The organism is Ignavibacteriota bacterium (assembly GCA_016218045.1).
In the GTDB taxonomy this organism is placed as follows: Bacteria; Bacteroidota; Ignavibacteria; order SZUA-365; family SZUA-365; genus JACRFB01.
Genome location: JACRFB010000042.1, coordinates 30,871 through 48,418, shown reverse-complemented (window position 1 = coordinate 48,418; position 17,548 = coordinate 30,871). Strand labels below are relative to the sequence as shown.

The window sequence follows — 17,548 nt, the reverse complement described above, 5'->3', positions numbered from 1 at the left end:
GAAGTAGAATCGAAACAAAGCACGAACCTGAAAATGCGCCCTTAAGCACTCTATGAACCGATAGGAGGTTAGTATGAGTTGTGGAAATGGCTCCAGGCAGATCGACAGTTTCTATGGGATGCAGAATACTTCCCCGAAGTGCCCATTGGATTTGATCGCCTCGGCATCGCTGGGCGGTATCGCGGGATCGTTGGCGAGCAGTACGAACTACCGTGATGTGACGTGGACGGAGATCAACGGCGCCGTTCGCATCGATGCCAAGCCGGTTGTTACAGCGCTTGGGACGGACAATCTCGAGAAAGTCGCCGAGGCGGCACAGTGGAATTTCTCACATCTGACATGGGATAGCGCCTCTGCGGTGCCACTGCCGCTTCGACGCACTGTATTCCTGCGTGCAGGCACGGAATGGAAAAACACACTGTACTTCACGTTCCCAGCGACGATTACGGAGGCCCAACTGAGCTTCCTGAACAATGCAGCGACACGCGGCGATGCGCAGGGAACGATCCCGGTGATCCTCTTTTCCGGCAGTTGGGTGGGTGGAAGCATCGCGTTTGATGTCGTCCTGCTCCAACCGGGCAGCGTCCGCATGGGATTGTGGTTGAAGAACGGCTCGACGTACTACATGTTCGATATGGAGTGGATGATTGTGTCGTAGAATAATCGCATCTCGGCTGATGGGTGCATGCGCATGAAGGTCAAATGGCGGGACGCATGCACCCATCATCGATGTGATCGTTGTTGTCAAGGTGATTTCATATTCTTTGGAGCTGATGAAAATGGCAGATTTGAAGTGTTATCAAGATTACAGCAGCGAATGTGAATTCCATGACTATGTAGAAGTCCCTTCAGGGAAAGGTCGTACACAGGAGGATGGGGTCAATCTATTCTGCTATCTTACTCATTTGGATATTTGCGTAACAACAAAAGAAGACATCGATCGTTTGAAAAATATGGGGTTTAATAAATTCGTTCTTACGGCGAGTCTTGCCGACCAAAAATATATTAAAAAATTTGAGCTGGATAACGGTGATATCATACTTGAATTGAGTAAGGAACTGATATTGGGTGACGACCTTAAGGCGAAATTGTCTGAATGGATCAGAGGAGGTGTAGGATTTGCTGGTGGTGCGCCTGGAGCATTTTATGCAGTATGTTTCGGTGAACCGCATGAACTTGATGAAAATAGAGAAGAGTGCTACAGGGCATATATACGTGCAGTAACAATAATCCATGAAGTGGAATTGGGAGATGGAACTACACCGAAATTGAAGCAGAATATCGCATTAGGTGCATACGTGCTGCCTTTGGGTTTCGATAAAACATGGAAAAATGAATTTTATGGATTTGAATCTTTAGCAGATATATTAATGTACACTGGGTATGACGGGCCTTGGTATGCAACTGGTGGCATGGGCGACTCGGATCAACGTGTCGGCTGGGAGCACATGAAGGAGATTGCTAATGGACGATCAGCATATCCGTATATTATATTGAGCCGTTATTATAATGAGAAGATGCATGAGTATACAGACGTTGACTATCTTGATACACATTTAAAGACTGCCAAGAGCAAGTTTAATGGCGCTGCAGCATATCCGTCTGAGATTGTTAAAGAATTTGTTCATAAGCTTGGGGAGATATGCAACCTACATGATTACTACGGTAGCAAGGACATATGGAAAATCCCTTCTGATCTTGAGCCGGAATTGAAGAAACTGTTGCAAGGGAGTGCAGCTTTTGGGGCTATGATACGCTGCATTTGCGACCGACGAGGGAAGCTGGGACACGAGGTAGAGCATTTGACTAAAATAGATAAGGAAACTGGGGGCTGTACCGAGCGTGATCTTGAAGTTCTCAAAAACGCATATTGCGAGATGTATTGGCGTAGACTTGAAATGTTTTGTGCTGCTGCCGAGCGTCAAAAACTCCTGAAACAGCAAACAATGAAACAGACTAAGCAGATATATTATTGCGCAAAGAGTGATTGTCGGGAATGTCGTGGTACGAATCCAGTTGATCGTAGCGACTTGTGGCTGAACTCACCTCTACCTCGCTGCCCTAAGCCGATTGAAAAACTTGATTCGCGGTGAAATGATGTTATTGAAGAAATATATGGAAATGCATGGACTCAGAAGGAGTCAATATCATGAATACTCGTAGCGGGCTCCTCGTCCTCGCGCTTGTCTTCACAGCGGTTATGATGAGTTGCGATGATAACAACCTATACTTCGCAAATCAAGATCATACTACTGATAGCACTCGCTTCGACTCTCTTGAAAAGGCACTGAAGTATCCCGAACGTGCGATTACGCTTGATGTTGAAGGAGATACTGCAACAGCCTTGCCTGTTCAATTGAATTTGTTGCCTAATATGAAGTTATTATTATGGCGAAGGGGACATCTTACGTCAATTCCCTCATTTATTGGAGACCTACAATCTGTGCTAAGGATGGCCTTTCGGAATAATACCATAGACACCATAGCACCGGAGATCGGAAAGCTCAAGAATTTAATAGAATTGGGTGTTTCAAGTAATAACCTGAACTATTTGCCTGATGAAATCTGCAATATGGAGGGATTGGGTGTTCTCACCCTTAGTGATAATCATCTAACAGTTTTACCGGATAGCATTCATAAACTGAAAAGACTGTGGCTATTAGATGTCAATAACAATCCAATCAGCCGTCAGGAGATCGAGAGGATTCGGAAGGCATTACCGAATCTAAAGGAGTATTATCACGATTGATTTGGCAATTCAATACGCTTTATAAGGAGGGGTCGTAGTTGCACGCGGCATCTGCGCGATCGTAGTTGGTAGCATGCACACATTCACTGGTGAAATCCCAAATTGTTTCTCTGCGATAGAAGAATAATAGGGCTCTTCCGGGTTTCCTGTGGGATAGAAACACGCCCCGTGTAAAATGTGACACCCATTTCACACGGTCGGCGTCCGAATCGTAGCCGTCGACCCGTGCCGCTGGTACGTTGGTATTTGCGGTCAGCGGCGGATGAAGGGCTGCTGCACCACGCCGGTGATGGGCACGGACTCCTCGGCGGTGAGCGTGCTGATGCGCAGCGAACCGAGGATCTGTCCCGGGTACTGCGGCGTCACCTGTATCTCCAGCGGCCGCGTCTCGCCGGGCTTGAGCGTGAACGAGGTCGGCGTGAGGATTGTGCCCGACGACACGAGGGCGATGTTGCTCTTGCGTCCCGAAATCACCGTATCCTTGTACGAGGTGACGCTGAGCACCAGGTTGCGGACATCCAGATCCTTTTCTCCGGTGTTTTTCATGGTCACCCGCGCGTTGACGGGCGCGCCCACCTCGGCGCCCTGGAGCTGGAAGCTCCGCGGCTCGATGTCGTAATAGCTTTTCACTTCGGCCGAGAAACGCAGCGTCGTGTGCGCCTCCGTGGCGTCCTTCAGGTACACACTTACCGTCTTGCTCACGGTTCCGCGCGTGCCGTTGGGCGGCGTAAACGTGACGTCGATTTTGGCCTCGCCGCCGGGCTTCACCGACTTCTCGCTGATCACGGCCGCCGTGCACCCGCAGCTCGCGCGCACCTGATCGATTTCCACCACGCTCGTGCAGGTGTTTTTGAAGACGAAGGTGTGTTTCACCGGCACGCCGCCGTCCACCTTCCCGAAGTTGTAGTCACTCTCGACCGCCTTGAAACACTCCTGCGCGGACGGTTTCGCGGGAGTCTGGGCGTGCGCCATCGCACACACCGTGAATATCAGAGCGGCATATCGGATGTATCGGTTCATGGGATGTCCTTTCCTGTGTCTCGAAATATACACATGCCGTGTTTATCGTGTCACAAGCACACGCCGCTCGGCGCGGAGTCCGCCCGCGTCGAGGCGCAGAAAGTATGAGCCCGGCGGCAGCGCCCCTGCCTGCCAGCGGAATTCGAGCGTCCCGGCCGCATACTCGCCGGCAGCCAGCCGTGCCACTTCGCGCCCCGAGAGGTCGTGGACGGTGAGGTGCAGCGTCGCCGCGGCGGGCAGTGTACACGACACCCGCGCCTTGCCGTTCACGGGCTGCGGACTGATGCCGAGGACGAGACGATGCGCCACTGGCGCGTCGGCGGCGCCGGTGACGGTCAGTCCCATCGCGTCCTTGAAACAGGGGATAAGCTCGTCGGCGCGCACCTCGGTGCCGGTAAAAATGCCGAAGGCGTCGTAGCCGTGTTTGACATCCCAGTACAGCCACGGTATTTCCGTGTTCGCCATCAGCGTGGTCATAAACGTGATGTAGGCGCAGCGGCTGGCGGCATCCGCAAACCAGCTCACACCGAATTCCCCGAGGAAAACCGGCACGCCGTGTTGGTTGGACCACTGCTTCACGCGGCGCACGACCTCGCGAATCGGTTCCGCCTCCGGATCGGCCGCGCTGAACGTGGGACCGGTGGGCAGTCCGCTCCAACTGAAGCCCTGATGTGTAAAGGGAAACGGATCGTAATTGTGAAACGTGTAGATGATGTTCTCGGACGGATCGTCGTAGGGTTCCGATTCGGCAAGACTGCCGCCCGCATTCCACCAGTTGGCCCCGACGATGAGCGTGCGGTCCTGATCGACCACGCGTATGCTGTCGATGATCTGCTGCTGCACCTGATGCAGGTGTCCGTTCTCGATTTCGTAGGTGGGCTCGTTGCGCAGTTCGAAGAAATAGCGCTCGGGCGGGAGGTGTTTGTATTTTTTTGCCAGCGCCGTCCACATGCCGCAGAGCCGCGGGATGTCCGACAGGTAGGTCGCCTCGGTGAGTTCGTATCCGTGATGATTGTCGAGTATCACAACGAGGTTGTACTTCTCGGCCACCGGCACCACCACCGAATCGATCAGATCGAACGGCGTTTTGTCGACCACCTCGCCATAGGGCGGCTCGTCGCTGGTGATCCATTCGAAGATCACCGGCACACGGATCGTGCGGAAGCCCATGCGGGCAAGGGCCTCGAGATCCTCGCGCGTGTACTCGCGCGGATTCGGATACGCCGACCCCAGCCAGCCGGCCTCGAGCCAGTTCGCGAGATTAATCCCCTTCCGGCCCATCGATTCGAGCCGCGTGTGCGCCGTGGATTGGGCGTTGCAGATCCCGATCAGCATGAAAAACAATATTGTGAGGACACCGAGAGATCTTGTCATGCAGACTCCTTGTCTTTCTGAGCTTCCTTACTCCGTACAACGCGACCATAAAGATCGAGTGGGAGAACGCTCCATGTGTTCATACGTAACCACAACATACAAGATGTAAAGTCGCGGAGCGGTTTCAAACTACGCTCACTCCGCGATGTGCGCGATGGGTGTCATCCGTGACACGGAACCCCGCCGAAGAAAATCATTGTGCGGCAATTGGGAGTTATCTACCTTCTGTTATACAATATTGGTTTTGCGGAGCGTCGGCATGAGTACAGATTGTATTGTGATTGGATTGACGGGATCACTCACGAAGCATACGGCGATGAAACATCAGCTACGCTTTTCGGCTGGGAGGCACGACATGGGGCGTACACACCTTTGTGCGGCAGCCCTGTGCGCTGCGCTCCTCTGTATGGCAGCGACGTCCGCTGCAAGCCAGGTGCTCGGCGTCTCCGCGCGGATAGCCCACTTCAGTGGGAAGGTCACAACCTTGCTTCCGCAACTCTGCCCCGACGGACGAGGCGGTGCGCTTGTGGTGTGGAGCGACAGGCGCGACAGCGACCTGTGGCAGATGTACGCGCAACGGGTTGGATCCGCGGCGACACCATTGTGGCAGCCGCTCGGAGTGCGCCTCTCCCTGGCTGCGGCCGGATCGCAGAGCAATGCGTCGATTGTGACAGGATCAGACGCCACCCATTACGTCGTGTGGCAGGGATCGGCCTCCCTGTACCTGCAGCGGCTCGATTCGACAGGCACCGCCCTGTGGGCACAAGGTGGTATCCGTATACCACGCAGCACCCCTGAATCCGATTTTGAACCCGTGCTGCATCCACACCCCGATGGAGGAGTGGTACTTGCGTGGCGGGACAATTACAGCCCCGTCGTGCAGCGGGTTTCCGCCGACGGCCGACTGCTGTGGGGACCAAAGGGCATTCGCCTCAGTCCGCGCCGTGCGTTTGTCGAGACCGAGGAATTTGATGTGGTCGATGATGGATTCGGCGGTGTGTTTGCATGCTGGACCGAACCGTCCTCGCGTGCGGAGCCATCCCAGTCGTATGTGCAACACATCAGTCGATCCGGAACATTGTATTGGCGGGGAACCGGGGTGCAGCTCAGCGTTCGTCCCACGCTGCGTTTTCTGCTGCGCGCAGTGTCCGACGGCAACTTTGGCGTTTTTGTCTCCTGGATGGAGGAGAACAACGGCGTCATTCTCCAGCATGTCGACAACGCGGGGAGAATCACGTGTGGATCGAAAGGTCTGCGCCTCGCCGGTCATTCATTCGAGAGAAATATGTGTTCCGATGGTAATGGCGGCGTGCTGCTTTTTCTTCGGCGCAGTGATACGACCGGGACTCTTGTCGTACACAAGATCGGTCCGGATGGCACTCACCGCTGGAATACCGAGGGTGAAATTGTCACCCCTGCGGGCGGACTCCTCACCTCGCATGGAATCTGTGCCGATGGCATGGGTGGCGCACTATGTCTTTGGACTGCACTCGACAAGCGGACAATCTTTGCGCAGTGGCTGGACAGGCGCGGCGAACAGCGCTGCGGCGATTCGGGTCTGGTGGTAACGGCATCGGCCGGTCTCACAAAATGGCCGCGCATCATACTCTGTCGGACGGGTACCGCCATCCTGGCATGGACGGATCACAGTGACGATCCAAGCTACCCAACCCTCCACACGGCATCACTCTTCCTGCCCCGAGTCCCCACGGCCGCGGCAACCGCGCCCTCGTCGAAAGTGGATCCGACACAGGTGCATCTCGCACGGCAGTATGGCGATACCTTCCCGGAGAGAACCATATCCGCGGAGAGCATGCTGGAAGGCAATACCGTCTCAAGCAGCACGGAGATCTCAGAGCAATTTCAGCATGAGACCGCTGTAATCCCGTGTGGCCGAGTCATCAGCGACACTGCCGCACCATGGGGATCTGTGTTCACCGACAGCAAAACGGATGGAGCAGGCGGGGTGTATCTCGCCTGGAACGACAAACGCACTGCCGGTACCGACAATGTGTACATCCAAAAACTGACACCGCAGGGACGCCCCGTGTGGATGTCGAACGGAGTGCGGGTGTCTGGTCCCCGCACAGGCGATCAATTTCAACCAGTGCTGGCCAGCGGGTGCGGCATGGAACCGATTGTGTGCTGGGCGGCCTCGCGTGCAACCCTCGCCCAAAAATTCGATGAAAACGGTTCGCCTCTGTGGAGCGGAAGCGGCGTATCCGTCGCCAATCTCGGAATCGTCGCAGCGTGTGCCATCAGCGACGGCGCCGGAGGCGTCATCATTGCATGCGCCGATACACGCGCGCAGCGCCTCGATGCGCAGGGCGAACGCATGTGGGGAGACAGCGGCGTGTCTCTTTCCACGGTGAAGGGAGCGACAGGTATCGGCTATGCGATTGTGCCTGATGGATCAGGAGGTGCCATGATCTGTTGGAACGAAACGCAGGGCGCAGCGGGAGTATTCGCTCAGCGTGTCAGCGCGGACGGGATTCTGCAGTGGAATCCACGCGGCGTCCCTTGCGCGAGTCCCGGCTTGTTCGTGGAAGTAACAGCGGTATCGGATGCGGCAGGGGGAGTATACGTCACATTTCGTGACGAGGAAGGAAAGACCACGCTGCAGCGGCTCAACGCGATGGGAGAACGACTGTTGGGCGAGCAGGGCCAGGTGTTGTCGGATCCAGGTCTCATTGCGACCAGCTACTCGCACACGCGTACGTGCATCGACGGCGAGGGTGGCTGCATCACTGTTGTTGATAACCCCGCGGTGCTGCACAAAATCACGCGGACCGGCGACCGTCCGTGGGGAACGACCGGTACTCTCGTCTCCGTGTACAACAACAGCGGCAAGGATCACACGGTGTGCCCCGACGGAAGCGGGGGAGCGTTCATCACCTGGTCGCGTGGACTCACCGGCGGATTATACATTCAGTGGATTGACAAGTACGGGCGCCGGGTATTCGGCGACTCGGCCCGGGTCATCTGTCCCGGGCGGAACCAACCTGAAAGCGCAAATATCATTGCACACGTTCCCGGGCAAGCGATCGTGTCATGGGTCGATTATCAGGACACGAAGCCACGCGTCTGTATTTCATTGATCACCGATACAGGTGTCACCACCTTACCTCATGGTTCCCTTGCGACGCCACCTGATGATCTGGAACTTGCTGTTCCGTATCCCAATCCCTCTGACGGAAGTGTGACGCTCAAGTGCCGCATGGCATCACCACGGCATGTACGACTGTCACTGGTGACTCTGGATGGAAAGGAGCTTCAACTCATTTTCGACGGAATGGCTACTGGTGCCGATCTTCAAATTCATGCGGTCCTCACGGGTCTGCCGTCCGGGTTGTACTTCGTGCGTGCGCAGACTTCGGAGAGCAGCGTGGAACGCCCGTTACTCTTGCGCTGATCCGCGCCGGAACCGGTAATACGCGGCACAGACACCCTCCGACGACACCATGGGCGCGCCGAGCGGATGTTCGGGTGTGCAGTGTGTGGCGAAGGCGGAGCACTGCGCGGGCAGACGATTGCCGCGCAGAATGTCGCCCGCGATACACAGGGGCGATTCGGCGGCGGTCACCGTGTCGACAGAAAATCGCAGCGCCGCATCGAAGGACGCGAAGGCCTCGCGCAGCCGGTATCCGCTCCGCGGAATCGTGCCGATGCCGCGCCACGCGGCATTATACACGTCGCACATGTCGGCCAGCAGCGCGCGCGCGGCGGGATTCCCCTCCTCGCGCACCGACCGCGCATAGGCATTGTCGACACGCGCCTCGCGCGCCTCGAGCAATTCGACGGCGCGCAGCAGGCCGCGGAGAATGTCCACCGGCTCAAAACCCGTGACCACGATGGGCGCGCCGTGACGCGCCGCGAGGGGATGGTATTCGTTGAGGCCCATCACCGTACATACGTGACCCGCGGCGAGGAAGGCCTGCACGCGGTTGTCCGGAGAGGAAAGGATGGCGTCTATGGCCGGGGGCACCAGCACGTGTGACGACAGGATCGAAAAGTTCCGGATGCCACGCGCGGCGGCTGTCTTCACCGCCATCACGTTGGCAGGCGCGGTGGTCTCGAAGCCGACGGCAAAAAAAACGACCTCCCGATCCGGATTTTCCTCCGCAAGCCGCAACGCGTCCAGAGGTGAATAGACCATGCGCACGTCGCCTCCTTCCGCGCGGACGGCGAGTAGATCGGTCGTGGATCCGGGCACACGCAGCATGTCGCCGAAGGACGTAAAGATCACGCCGGGCAGCGCGGCGATGGCCATGGCGCGGTCGAGTGTCTCGAGCGGTGTCACACACACGGGGCAGCCCGGGCCGTGCACCAGCGTGATCTCGCGCGGCAGCAGATCCTCGAGGCCGTAGCGGGCGATCGCGTGGGTCTGACCACCACAGATTTCCATGATGGTCCACGGCTGTGTTGTCACGGACTTCAGGCGGCGTGCGAGCGCCTGCGCGGCGCCGGCGTCACGATACTCGTCCACATGTTTCACGACGGCGGACCCGCGCTCTCTTCCGGCATCTCGCCCATCTCGCGAAGCAGCTCGAGTGTGGCGCGGGCCTCTTCTTCGTCCACTATGCTCAGTGCAAATCCCACATGCACGATCACGTAATCCCCCACCCGCGCTTCGGGCAGCCACTCGAGGCACACATCCTTGCGGATGCCGGCAAAATCCACCGCCCCCATCACCGGCGCGGCGGCTGTGTCGATCGAAAGAATTTTTCCTGGTATCGCGAGGCACATGGTGGGGTCCGTTTTGTGCAAGTTAGGTGATGGAGGGTAGTTGGGTCAATGGAATGTGGAAAGTGGAAGGTAGCAAAGTGGAAAGTGGGCGGGGGCCGGGGAAAGTGGAAGGTGGGATCGCGTGGCGCGCAGCAGACTTCTCACGGTGTGGGTTGGTGAATGCCGCCCCTCCGGGGCTCATGGGATTGCGCAGCGCGGCGCGAATACACGAAGCAATGACGGTGTGAAAAACGCATTCCGCCCCTTCCCTCTTCCCTCTTCCCCCTTCCCCCTTCCCTCTTTCCCCTTCAACTTTCCACGTTGCTACCTTCCACACTCAACAGATCCATCACGTCAAATCGATTCTCACACGCGCAGCAGATCCAAGCACTGCCTGCCCCAGCGCGATGCAGCCGTCGTTCGGCGGAATGCGCTGATGCCAATAGGGCTGGAAGCCGGCGCCGCGCAGGCGGCTGATGGTCAGTTCGCTGAGGAGACGATTCTGAAAACACCCGCCGCTGAGCAGCACGCGCGGCAGAGCCACAGCACGCGCCACGGCAACGATCATATCGGCAAGTGTCGCGTGGAACGCGGCCGCAATGGCGGATCTATCCCTGTCCGTGTCGAGATCGGCGAGTATGCCGCGCAGCATCATTTCCCAGTCGAGTATCCAGCGCGGCCGTGCCGTGTCGCCATCACCGATAATCGGATCCTCTGCTCCTTTGTTTTCCCGCAGTTCGAACGGATACGGCGCGGCCTCGGTCTCCGCGGCGAGAAACTCGAGTTCCATGGCCGCCTGCCCTTCAAAGGCGCAGCGCTGCCGCAGATGCAGCAGCGAAGCGATGGCGTCGAAGAGGCGTCCGGCGCTGTGTGTCTGCGGGGTGTTCCGCTCCTGTAACAGCATCGAACGCAGCATCGCAGTTTCGTCCGGCGTAAAAACATCGCGCAAATGCGGCGCGGTGAAGGCGTCTTCGCCCGACATCGCGTAGAGCAGCCCCAGCGCGGCGCGGCGGGGTTCACGGGACGCGGCGTCACCTCCCGGCAGGGGGAAACCGCGCAACGTCGCGAGGCGGCTCCAGCCCGCGTCGTCCATTCGCAGGAACTCGCCGCCCCAGATCGTGTCGTCGATACCCAGGCCCGTCCCGTCCCACGCAACACCGAGCACCGGTCCCGCAAGTCCGTTCTCGGCTTTACACGCGGCCACATGCGCCGCGTGATGCTGTATGCGCGCGACGGGTAGATCCCCGGCGTCGGCCGCATGTGTGGAATGGTAGTCGGGATGCAGATCGCAGACGACCTGTTCCGGGTGCGCGCCGTACAGATCGAGCATGTCGTTCCGCACACGTGTAAAAGCCGTGTGTGCTTCCAGAGTGGAGAGATCGCCGATGTGCTGGCTCACGAACACGTTGCCGCCCATGGCGAGCGCAACCGTGTTTTTCTGATGCGCGCCGAGCGCCAGAACCTGCGCGGTCAGGCCGGACACCACAACAGGCAGCGGCGCATAGCCGCGCGCGCGCCGCAGCAGCATCTCGCGCCCGTCGATGATGCGCGCGATCGAATCGTCCACATGCCTGCGTATCGGCCTGTTGTGCACGAGGAACAGATCGGCTACACCGTGCAGGCGCGCGACGGCCTCGTCGTTGTCGATGCAGATCGGTTCGTCCGAAATATTCCCGCTTGTGGCGATCACTGGAGAATCCAACTCACGCAGCAGTATCGCGTGCAACGGCGACGAGGGCAGCATGGCGCCGAGCGTCGGATTGTTCGGCGCTATCGCATCGAGTGGGGAGTGGGGAGTAGGGAGTAGAGAGGCGGGGAACGCGATCGACGTCTCAGCGGTATCTTGCACGAATAGTTTCTTCCCTACACTCCTCGCTGTGTGAGGTATGTCTGTACGCGTCGCTACGAGAACAATCGGCGCTTCGGGGGCGGTAAGGAGCAGTTCCTCCTGCGTGGTGATATCACACCACTGCCGGACGGATTCGATGGAGGGGAACATCACCGCGAGTGGTTTCTCCTCGCGGTGTTTGCGGGCGCGCAGGCGCAGAACAGCCTCGGTGTTGCGCGCATCGGTCATGAGGTGGAATCCACCCACACCTTTCACCGCCACGATGCGGCCGTCGCGCAGGGCGTCCGCGGCGTGGAGCAGCGCCTCGCGCGCCGAAGCGAGCGGACGGCCCTCGGCGTCGTGCAGCGAGAGGACCGGTCCGCAGTCGGGACACGCGTTGGGCTGCGCATGGAAGCGCCTGTTTGCCGGATCGTGATACTCGGCCTCGCAGCGCGCACACATCGTGAATCCGCGCATCGACGTGGATGCGCGGTCGTAGGGCAGCGCGTCGATGATGGTGTAGCGCGGACCGCAGTTCGTGCAGTTGGTGAAGGGGTACAGGTGCCGCCGGTCCGCCGGATCGAACATTTCCGCGAGGCAGTCGGGACACGGGGCGATGTCGGGCAGGATCAGCGCCGTGGGTGCGCCCGACGTGTCACTGTCGCGGATGTCGAAGCCGGCGTAGCCCGCAGCGTCGAGCCAGGTGTTTTCGAAGCTCTGGATGAAAGCGCGCGGCGGCAGATCCGTGCGCAGACGCGTGAGGAAGGCGCGCAGCGGACCATCGCCGCCATCGGCTTCGATCACCACGCCCTGCGACGTGTTGCGCACCCAGCCGGCGAGGGCCAGCTCCGTCGCGAGCCGATAGACAAAGGGGCGGAAGCCGACGCCCTGCACCGCGCCGAAGATCACGATGCGGAGGCGCTGCATCAGGATCCGTCCTCCGCCAGCGTGATATCCACCACGCGCATGTCCGTTCCGGCCAACGTGTCGCAGCGTGTTTCCGCGCAGTACGGACAGACGACGAGTCCGTCGTTGCTGACAAATTCCTCCTCGCAGCCGTGGCAGCGCAGGCGGTACGGCACCAGTTCGATACGCAGCGCCGAGCCGCCGAGCGGCGTCTCTGAAATAAGAGACGCGTATCCGAAATCCAGCGCCTCCGGCGCTATGCCCGACTGCGCGCCTATCGCCAGCCGCACATCGCGCACCAGCGGCAGCTCGTGCTCCGGCACGTACTGGCGGATGATGTCGATGATGTTCTCGGCGATGGAGAGTTCATGCATAAGGAAATGTAGGGCCTGGCGCGGAGGAAGAAAAAATGTAATGACGAAGGAGCGTGGAGTGCCGGAGGGAATGGAGAACAGGAGAACAGCAACAGGGAGGCACGGAGAAGGGGAGGTTTTCTCCGGCTGTCCCGCTGTCCGGCTCTCCGACCCTGAGTCACTTCCAGAGAGTCAATTCCGGCGGAATGTCTCGAACGAAGTACGATGCATTCCGAATTGTGTTTTCGAAATCCGGTTCCGAGGGTTTGCACACTCTTTCCCAATCAGAGTGAAGCAGACCTAACAGATACCCGCAGACAACCGCCGGCGCACCCACAGTTTTCAGCCCGAGAAGGAACCTCTCGCCGGGATCGTCCGGCAGCGAATGCGCCTTTGCATCCTGCATGGCGAGCATGGCACTTGCGGCTAAACCGAATCCCAATCCAAGCAAAATACCATCACCAACGCCCGACCGTGCGTCGAGAAGGAGTGTGCGGATACTGTCACACGGTATGCGGATCGAAGTGGTCTCTTGCGCGCAGTGCAGAAACGCAGAGGGCTGTCATCGACAGCCCTCTGCGTGGAGACAGATCGTACGTGGGGACGGAGCGATGGCCGGTCCCCCGCTCACTTACTTCGGGAAGGCGACAGTGTCGGCAAGAGCTTTGTACAGATCCTTCATCTGGCTCAGCGTGATATCGAATTTACCGACCATGACGGATCCGAGCTGACCGAAGCGCACTTTATGCTGCACTTCATTCGGTTTTGACCGGGTAAACGCACCCACCGTCATGTTTTCCATAAGGAAGGTGTCGCCCTTTACACCGTGACAGATCGCACAATTGGCGCTGTAATACGTGTTTCCATTCGCAGCGTTTCCGTCTTTTCCCAGGTTGCTGTACGTCGCCTTCCCCGCGGGATACGTCCCTGTATACGTGGCGTCATACAACAGACTGACGTCCGTCGCGCCCGCCTTCATGAACTTGACCAGGTCCCAAATCTGGGCATCAGTGAGGATGCTGCTGAAATCCGGCATCTGATCACCGAGCGTCGCAAATGTGGCGGGATTATACGTTGACAGATCGGCCGTCGCTGCACGTCTGTTGGTCGTCCTTTTCATGGCGTCAAACAGTTCCTGTGCAGTTTTTGTCTTCGCGATTTGAAAAAGATTTACGCTCGAGACATTGGGTCGGTTGTTTTTCGGCGCTCTGTTGTTGTACGAACCTCCAGTCCCAAGCAGATCCCACGCGTGGCACTGTTTGCAGCGGAAGAAATCGCTGAAGGTCTTGAACGTGGCAAGGTTCGGATCTGATTGATTAAAACCACCCTCGGTGCTGAAAAAATTGTCATACAGTATTCCGCCTTTCGAGGCGCTGGCACTCAGGTACGCGGCGGGGTCGGTGGGGGCGGGAACACTTGTGTTATCCTCGCTGCAGCGTGAAAAAAGAAGTGTGAGAACGGCAAGCAGGGAGGCACGGACCATCGCTTTCATGGTTTCTCCAATAAGTGGAATAAAACGCCACCCCGCTGGGCGAAGCTATCAGTGAGTGCGCGTTCATGGAGAAACAGACGGGCCACACGCATGAGAGTTGCTGCAAAAATCGAGCACGGGAATGTACCATTATTATGTATGGGATTCACCATGTCTCATTTGTTGAGACGTATACTTGTGCGCATTCAAGGAGGATCATCATCGGACGCCACACATACGAGATCGCTTCCTCCATCACAACACGGTGATGCTGAATAATGAGCGGCCGTCTGATCTGTTGTCCCCGCTGTCACGTATCGTACCACCAAATGCGAACTCAGCGAGACACAGTTTCGTTGCGCTTCGACTCCGCTCAGCGAGACACAGTGTCGTCGCGCTTCGACTCCGCTCAGCGAGACACAGTGTCGTCGCGCTTCGACTCCGCTCAGCGAGACACTCTCCCGCTGTCCCGCTGTCCCGTCGTGCCTCGACAAGCTCGGCATCACACAACTCCCTACTCCCTACTCCCAACTCCCGACTCATCTTCGTATTTTACGCAATTCCAGCGGCCGCGGGCCGCGTACGCTCACACAGGACAGCATCATGCGTTATCCATTCGCCGAGATAGAATCCCGCTGGCAACAGTATTGGGATGAACACAACACCTTCGTTGTCACAGAGGATTATTCGAAACCGAAGTACTACGTGCTCGACATGTTCCCGTATCCATCAGGGGCGGGCCTGCATGTGGGTCATCCCGAAGGGTACACGGCGACGGACATCATCGCGCGCTACAAACGCATGCGCGGCTTCAACGTGCTGCATCCGATGGGTTGGGACGCCTTCGGCCTTCCGGCCGAACAGTATGCGATCAAGGAAGGGATACATCCCGCCATCACCACGCAGAAGAACATCGAGAACTTCCGCCGGCAGCTCAAGATGATCGGCTTCTCGTACGACTGGAGCCGCGAGGTCAACACCACCGATCCGAAGTACTACAAGTGGTCGCAGTGGATTTTCTCGCAGCTCTACAAAAAAGGACTCGCCTACATCGCCGAAGTACCCGTGAACTGGTGCCCGGAACTCGGCACCGTGCTCGCGAACGAGGAAGTGCCGGAACAGGTGGAGAAGGGCTTCACCGTCGTGCGCAAACCCATGCGGCAATGGATGCTGCGCATCACCGCCTACGCCGAACGCCTGCTGCGTGATCTCGACGACCTCGACTGGCCCGAGTCGCTCAAGGAAATGCAGCGCAACTGGATCGGCCGCAGCGAGGGCGCGGAGGTGGACTTCCGCATCGCCGACAGCGAGGGTGTGATCCGCGTCTTCACCACACGCCCCGACACGCTCTGGGGCGCCACCTACATGGTGCTTGCGCCCGAGCATCCGCTGGTCGCGTCCATCGTCACCGCGGATCAACGCCCGGCTGTGGATGCGTACATCGCCGAGGCCGCGCGCAAGAGTGATCTCGAACGTACGGAACTGACGAAGGACAAGACCGGCGTGTTCACCGGCGCCTATGCCGTGAATCCGATGAACGGCGCGCGCATCCCGGTGTGGGTGGCCGATTACGTGCTCATCAGCTACGGCACCGGCGCCATCATGTCGGTGCCCGCGCACGATACACGCGACTGGGACTTCGCGAAAAAATACGATCTGCCCATCGTCGAAGTCGTGTCCGGCGGCAATGTGCAGGACGCCGCCTACACAGATACGGAACACGGTGTCGCGGTGAACTCGGACTTTATCAACGGACTCGGCTATCGCGACGCGTTCGAGAAAGTGACGGCCTGGCTCGAATCGCAGGGGCTCGGTACACGCACGGTGAACTACAAACTGCGCGACTGGCTCTTCTCGCGGCAGCGCTACTGGGGCGAGCCGTTCCCGGTGCTGCACCTCGCGGACGGCACACACAAACTCGTGCCCGAGGCGCTGCTGCCTGTCACCCTGCCCGAAGTCGAAACCTACAAACCCAGCGGCACGGGCGAATCACCACTCGCGCTCATCGAACACTGGGTGCACACGACGGATCCCGAGACGGGCGCGCCCGCGACACGCGAGACCAACACGATGCCGCAGTGGGCGGGCTCGTGCTGGTATTACCTGCGCTTTATGGATCCGCACAACGACGGGATCTTTGTCGATCCGGAAAAGGAAAAGTACTGGGGACCGGTGGACCTCTACGTCGGCGGCACCGAACATGCGGTGCTGCATCTGCTCTACGCGCGCTTCTGGCACAAGGTGCTCTATGACCTCGGGCACGTACACACGGTGGAACCGTTCATGCGCCTCGTCAATCAGGGCATGATACTCGGGGAAGACGGGCGCAAGATGTCGAAGTCGTTCGGCAACGTGATCAATCCCGACGATGTGATCCGCGATTATGGCGCCGACACGCTGCGGCTCTTCGAAATGTTTATGGGTCCGCTCGAACAGGTCAAACCCTGGAACACCAAGGGTGTGGAGGGTGTGCACCGCTTCCTGAACCGCGTATGGCGCTTGTACGTGGCCGACGATGCCGAAGCCACGGTGGCGCGTCTCGACGCGAGCATCGTCGATGCCGAGGCGGATGTCGAGACGTTGAAGCTGCTGCACAAGTCCATCAAAAAAGTGGGTGAGGACATCGAGGGACTGCGCTTCAACACGGCGATTTCGCAGATGATGATTTTTGTGAACGACATGACGAAACGTGATGTGCGTCCGCGCTCAGTGATGGAAACGTTCACATTGCTGCTTGCGCCCTTTGCGCCGCATCTGGCCGAGGAACTCTGGCACCTGCTCGGCAAGACCGGCTCGACCGCCGACGTGTCCTGGCCCGTGTACGATCCGGCTCTCACCGTCGACGACGAAGTGGAGGTGATTCTGCAGGTGAACGGCAAACTTCGCGACAAGATCCTCGTCCCCAAGGGCGGCTCGGCCGCCGACCTCGAAGCCCTCGCCCGCGCCAGCGACCGCGTCGCCGCGCACCTCGAAGGCAAGACCATCGTGAAGGTGATTGCGGTGCCGGATCGGTTGGTGAATATCGTCGTGAAGGGGTAAAGGCGTGAAGGCGTGAGATGTAACACGTTACACGTTGACACGTGACACGTTAGCACGTTCCACCTTGCTACTTTCCACGGTGC

At 58.5% G+C, this 17,548-nt stretch carries 12 protein-coding genes; 5 read left to right on the top strand and 7 right to left on the bottom strand.

The genetic code is table 11. From position 1 onward, the window contains the following. Nucleotides 1-73 precede the first annotated feature (73 nt). The 3 genes from HY962_11400 (at nucleotide 74) to HY962_11390 (ending at nucleotide 2,749) form a co-directional block, all read left to right on the top strand. Nucleotides 74-658, top strand: a complete 585-nt coding sequence (locus HY962_11400; GenBank protein ID MBI5647527.1) for a hypothetical protein — start codon at nucleotides 74-76, stop codon at nucleotides 656-658. A 73-nt stretch (nucleotides 659-731) separates the two neighbouring features. Continuing rightward, on the top strand, nucleotides 732-2,093 hold the full coding sequence (locus HY962_11395; GenBank protein ID MBI5647526.1) for a hypothetical protein: 1,362 nt from the start codon (nucleotides 732-734) through the stop codon (nucleotides 2,091-2,093). Between the two features lie 56 nt (nucleotides 2,094-2,149). Next, the gene (locus HY962_11390) at nucleotides 2,150-2,749 is read left to right on the top strand and encodes a hypothetical protein (GenBank protein ID MBI5647525.1); all 600 of its coding nucleotides are present in this window, start codon (nucleotides 2,150-2,152) and stop codon (nucleotides 2,747-2,749) included. 252 nt (nucleotides 2,750-3,001) lie between these two features. Here the strand turns inward: HY962_11390 and HY962_11385 are convergent, their stop codons facing one another. Together HY962_11385 and HY962_11380 are read right to left on the bottom strand one after the other, a co-directional pair. Then, nucleotides 3,002-3,769, bottom strand: a complete 768-nt coding sequence (locus HY962_11385; protein MBI5647524.1) for a DUF1573 domain-containing protein — start codon at nucleotides 3,767-3,769, stop codon at nucleotides 3,002-3,004. 42 nt (nucleotides 3,770-3,811) lie between these two features. Further along, nucleotides 3,812-5,143, bottom strand: a complete 1,332-nt coding sequence (locus HY962_11380) for a cellulase family glycosylhydrolase (GenBank protein ID MBI5647523.1) — start codon at nucleotides 5,141-5,143, stop codon at nucleotides 3,812-3,814. A gap of 406 nt (nucleotides 5,144-5,549) precedes the next feature. Here HY962_11380 and HY962_11375 point away from each other — a divergent pair, with 406 nt between their 5' ends. Next, complete coding sequence (locus HY962_11375) at nucleotides 5,550-8,555, top strand: T9SS type A sorting domain-containing protein (GenBank protein MBI5647522.1); 3,006 nt, start codon at nucleotides 5,550-5,552, stop codon at nucleotides 8,553-8,555. Here HY962_11375 and hypD read toward each other — a convergent pair. From hypD to HY962_11350, 5 genes are all read right to left on the bottom strand, one after another. Continuing rightward, complete coding sequence (gene hypD, locus HY962_11370; GenBank protein ID MBI5647521.1) at nucleotides 8,541-9,638, bottom strand: hydrogenase formation protein HypD; 1,098 nt, start codon at nucleotides 9,636-9,638, stop codon at nucleotides 8,541-8,543. The genes HY962_11375 and hypD overlap by 15 nt on opposite strands. Beyond that, the gene (locus HY962_11365) at nucleotides 9,635-9,889 is read right to left on the bottom strand and encodes a HypC/HybG/HupF family hydrogenase formation chaperone (protein MBI5647520.1); all 255 of its coding nucleotides are present in this window, start codon (nucleotides 9,887-9,889) and stop codon (nucleotides 9,635-9,637) included. Before HY962_11365 ends, hypD begins: the two co-directional genes overlap by 4 nt. 328 nt (nucleotides 9,890-10,217) lie before the next feature. Then, nucleotides 10,218-12,623, bottom strand: a complete 2,406-nt coding sequence (locus HY962_11360) for a carbamoyltransferase HypF (protein ID MBI5647519.1) — start codon at nucleotides 12,621-12,623, stop codon at nucleotides 10,218-10,220. Further along, on the bottom strand, nucleotides 12,623-12,976 hold the full coding sequence (locus HY962_11355) for a hydrogenase maturation nickel metallochaperone HypA (protein MBI5647518.1): 354 nt from the start codon (nucleotides 12,974-12,976) through the stop codon (nucleotides 12,623-12,625). Before HY962_11355 ends, HY962_11360 begins: the two co-directional genes overlap by 1 nt. Nucleotides 12,977-13,586: 610 nt before the next feature. Beyond that, nucleotides 13,587-14,447, bottom strand: a complete 861-nt coding sequence (locus HY962_11350) for a c-type cytochrome (GenBank protein ID MBI5647517.1) — start codon at nucleotides 14,445-14,447, stop codon at nucleotides 13,587-13,589. A gap of 582 nt (nucleotides 14,448-15,029) precedes the next feature. On the opposite strand from HY962_11350, the gene HY962_11345 reads away from it, so the two are divergent. After that, the gene (locus HY962_11345) at nucleotides 15,030-17,465 is read left to right on the top strand and encodes a leucine--tRNA ligase (GenBank protein ID MBI5647516.1); all 2,436 of its coding nucleotides are present in this window, start codon (nucleotides 15,030-15,032) and stop codon (nucleotides 17,463-17,465) included. The last annotated feature ends 83 nt before the right edge of the window (nucleotides 17,466-17,548 follow it).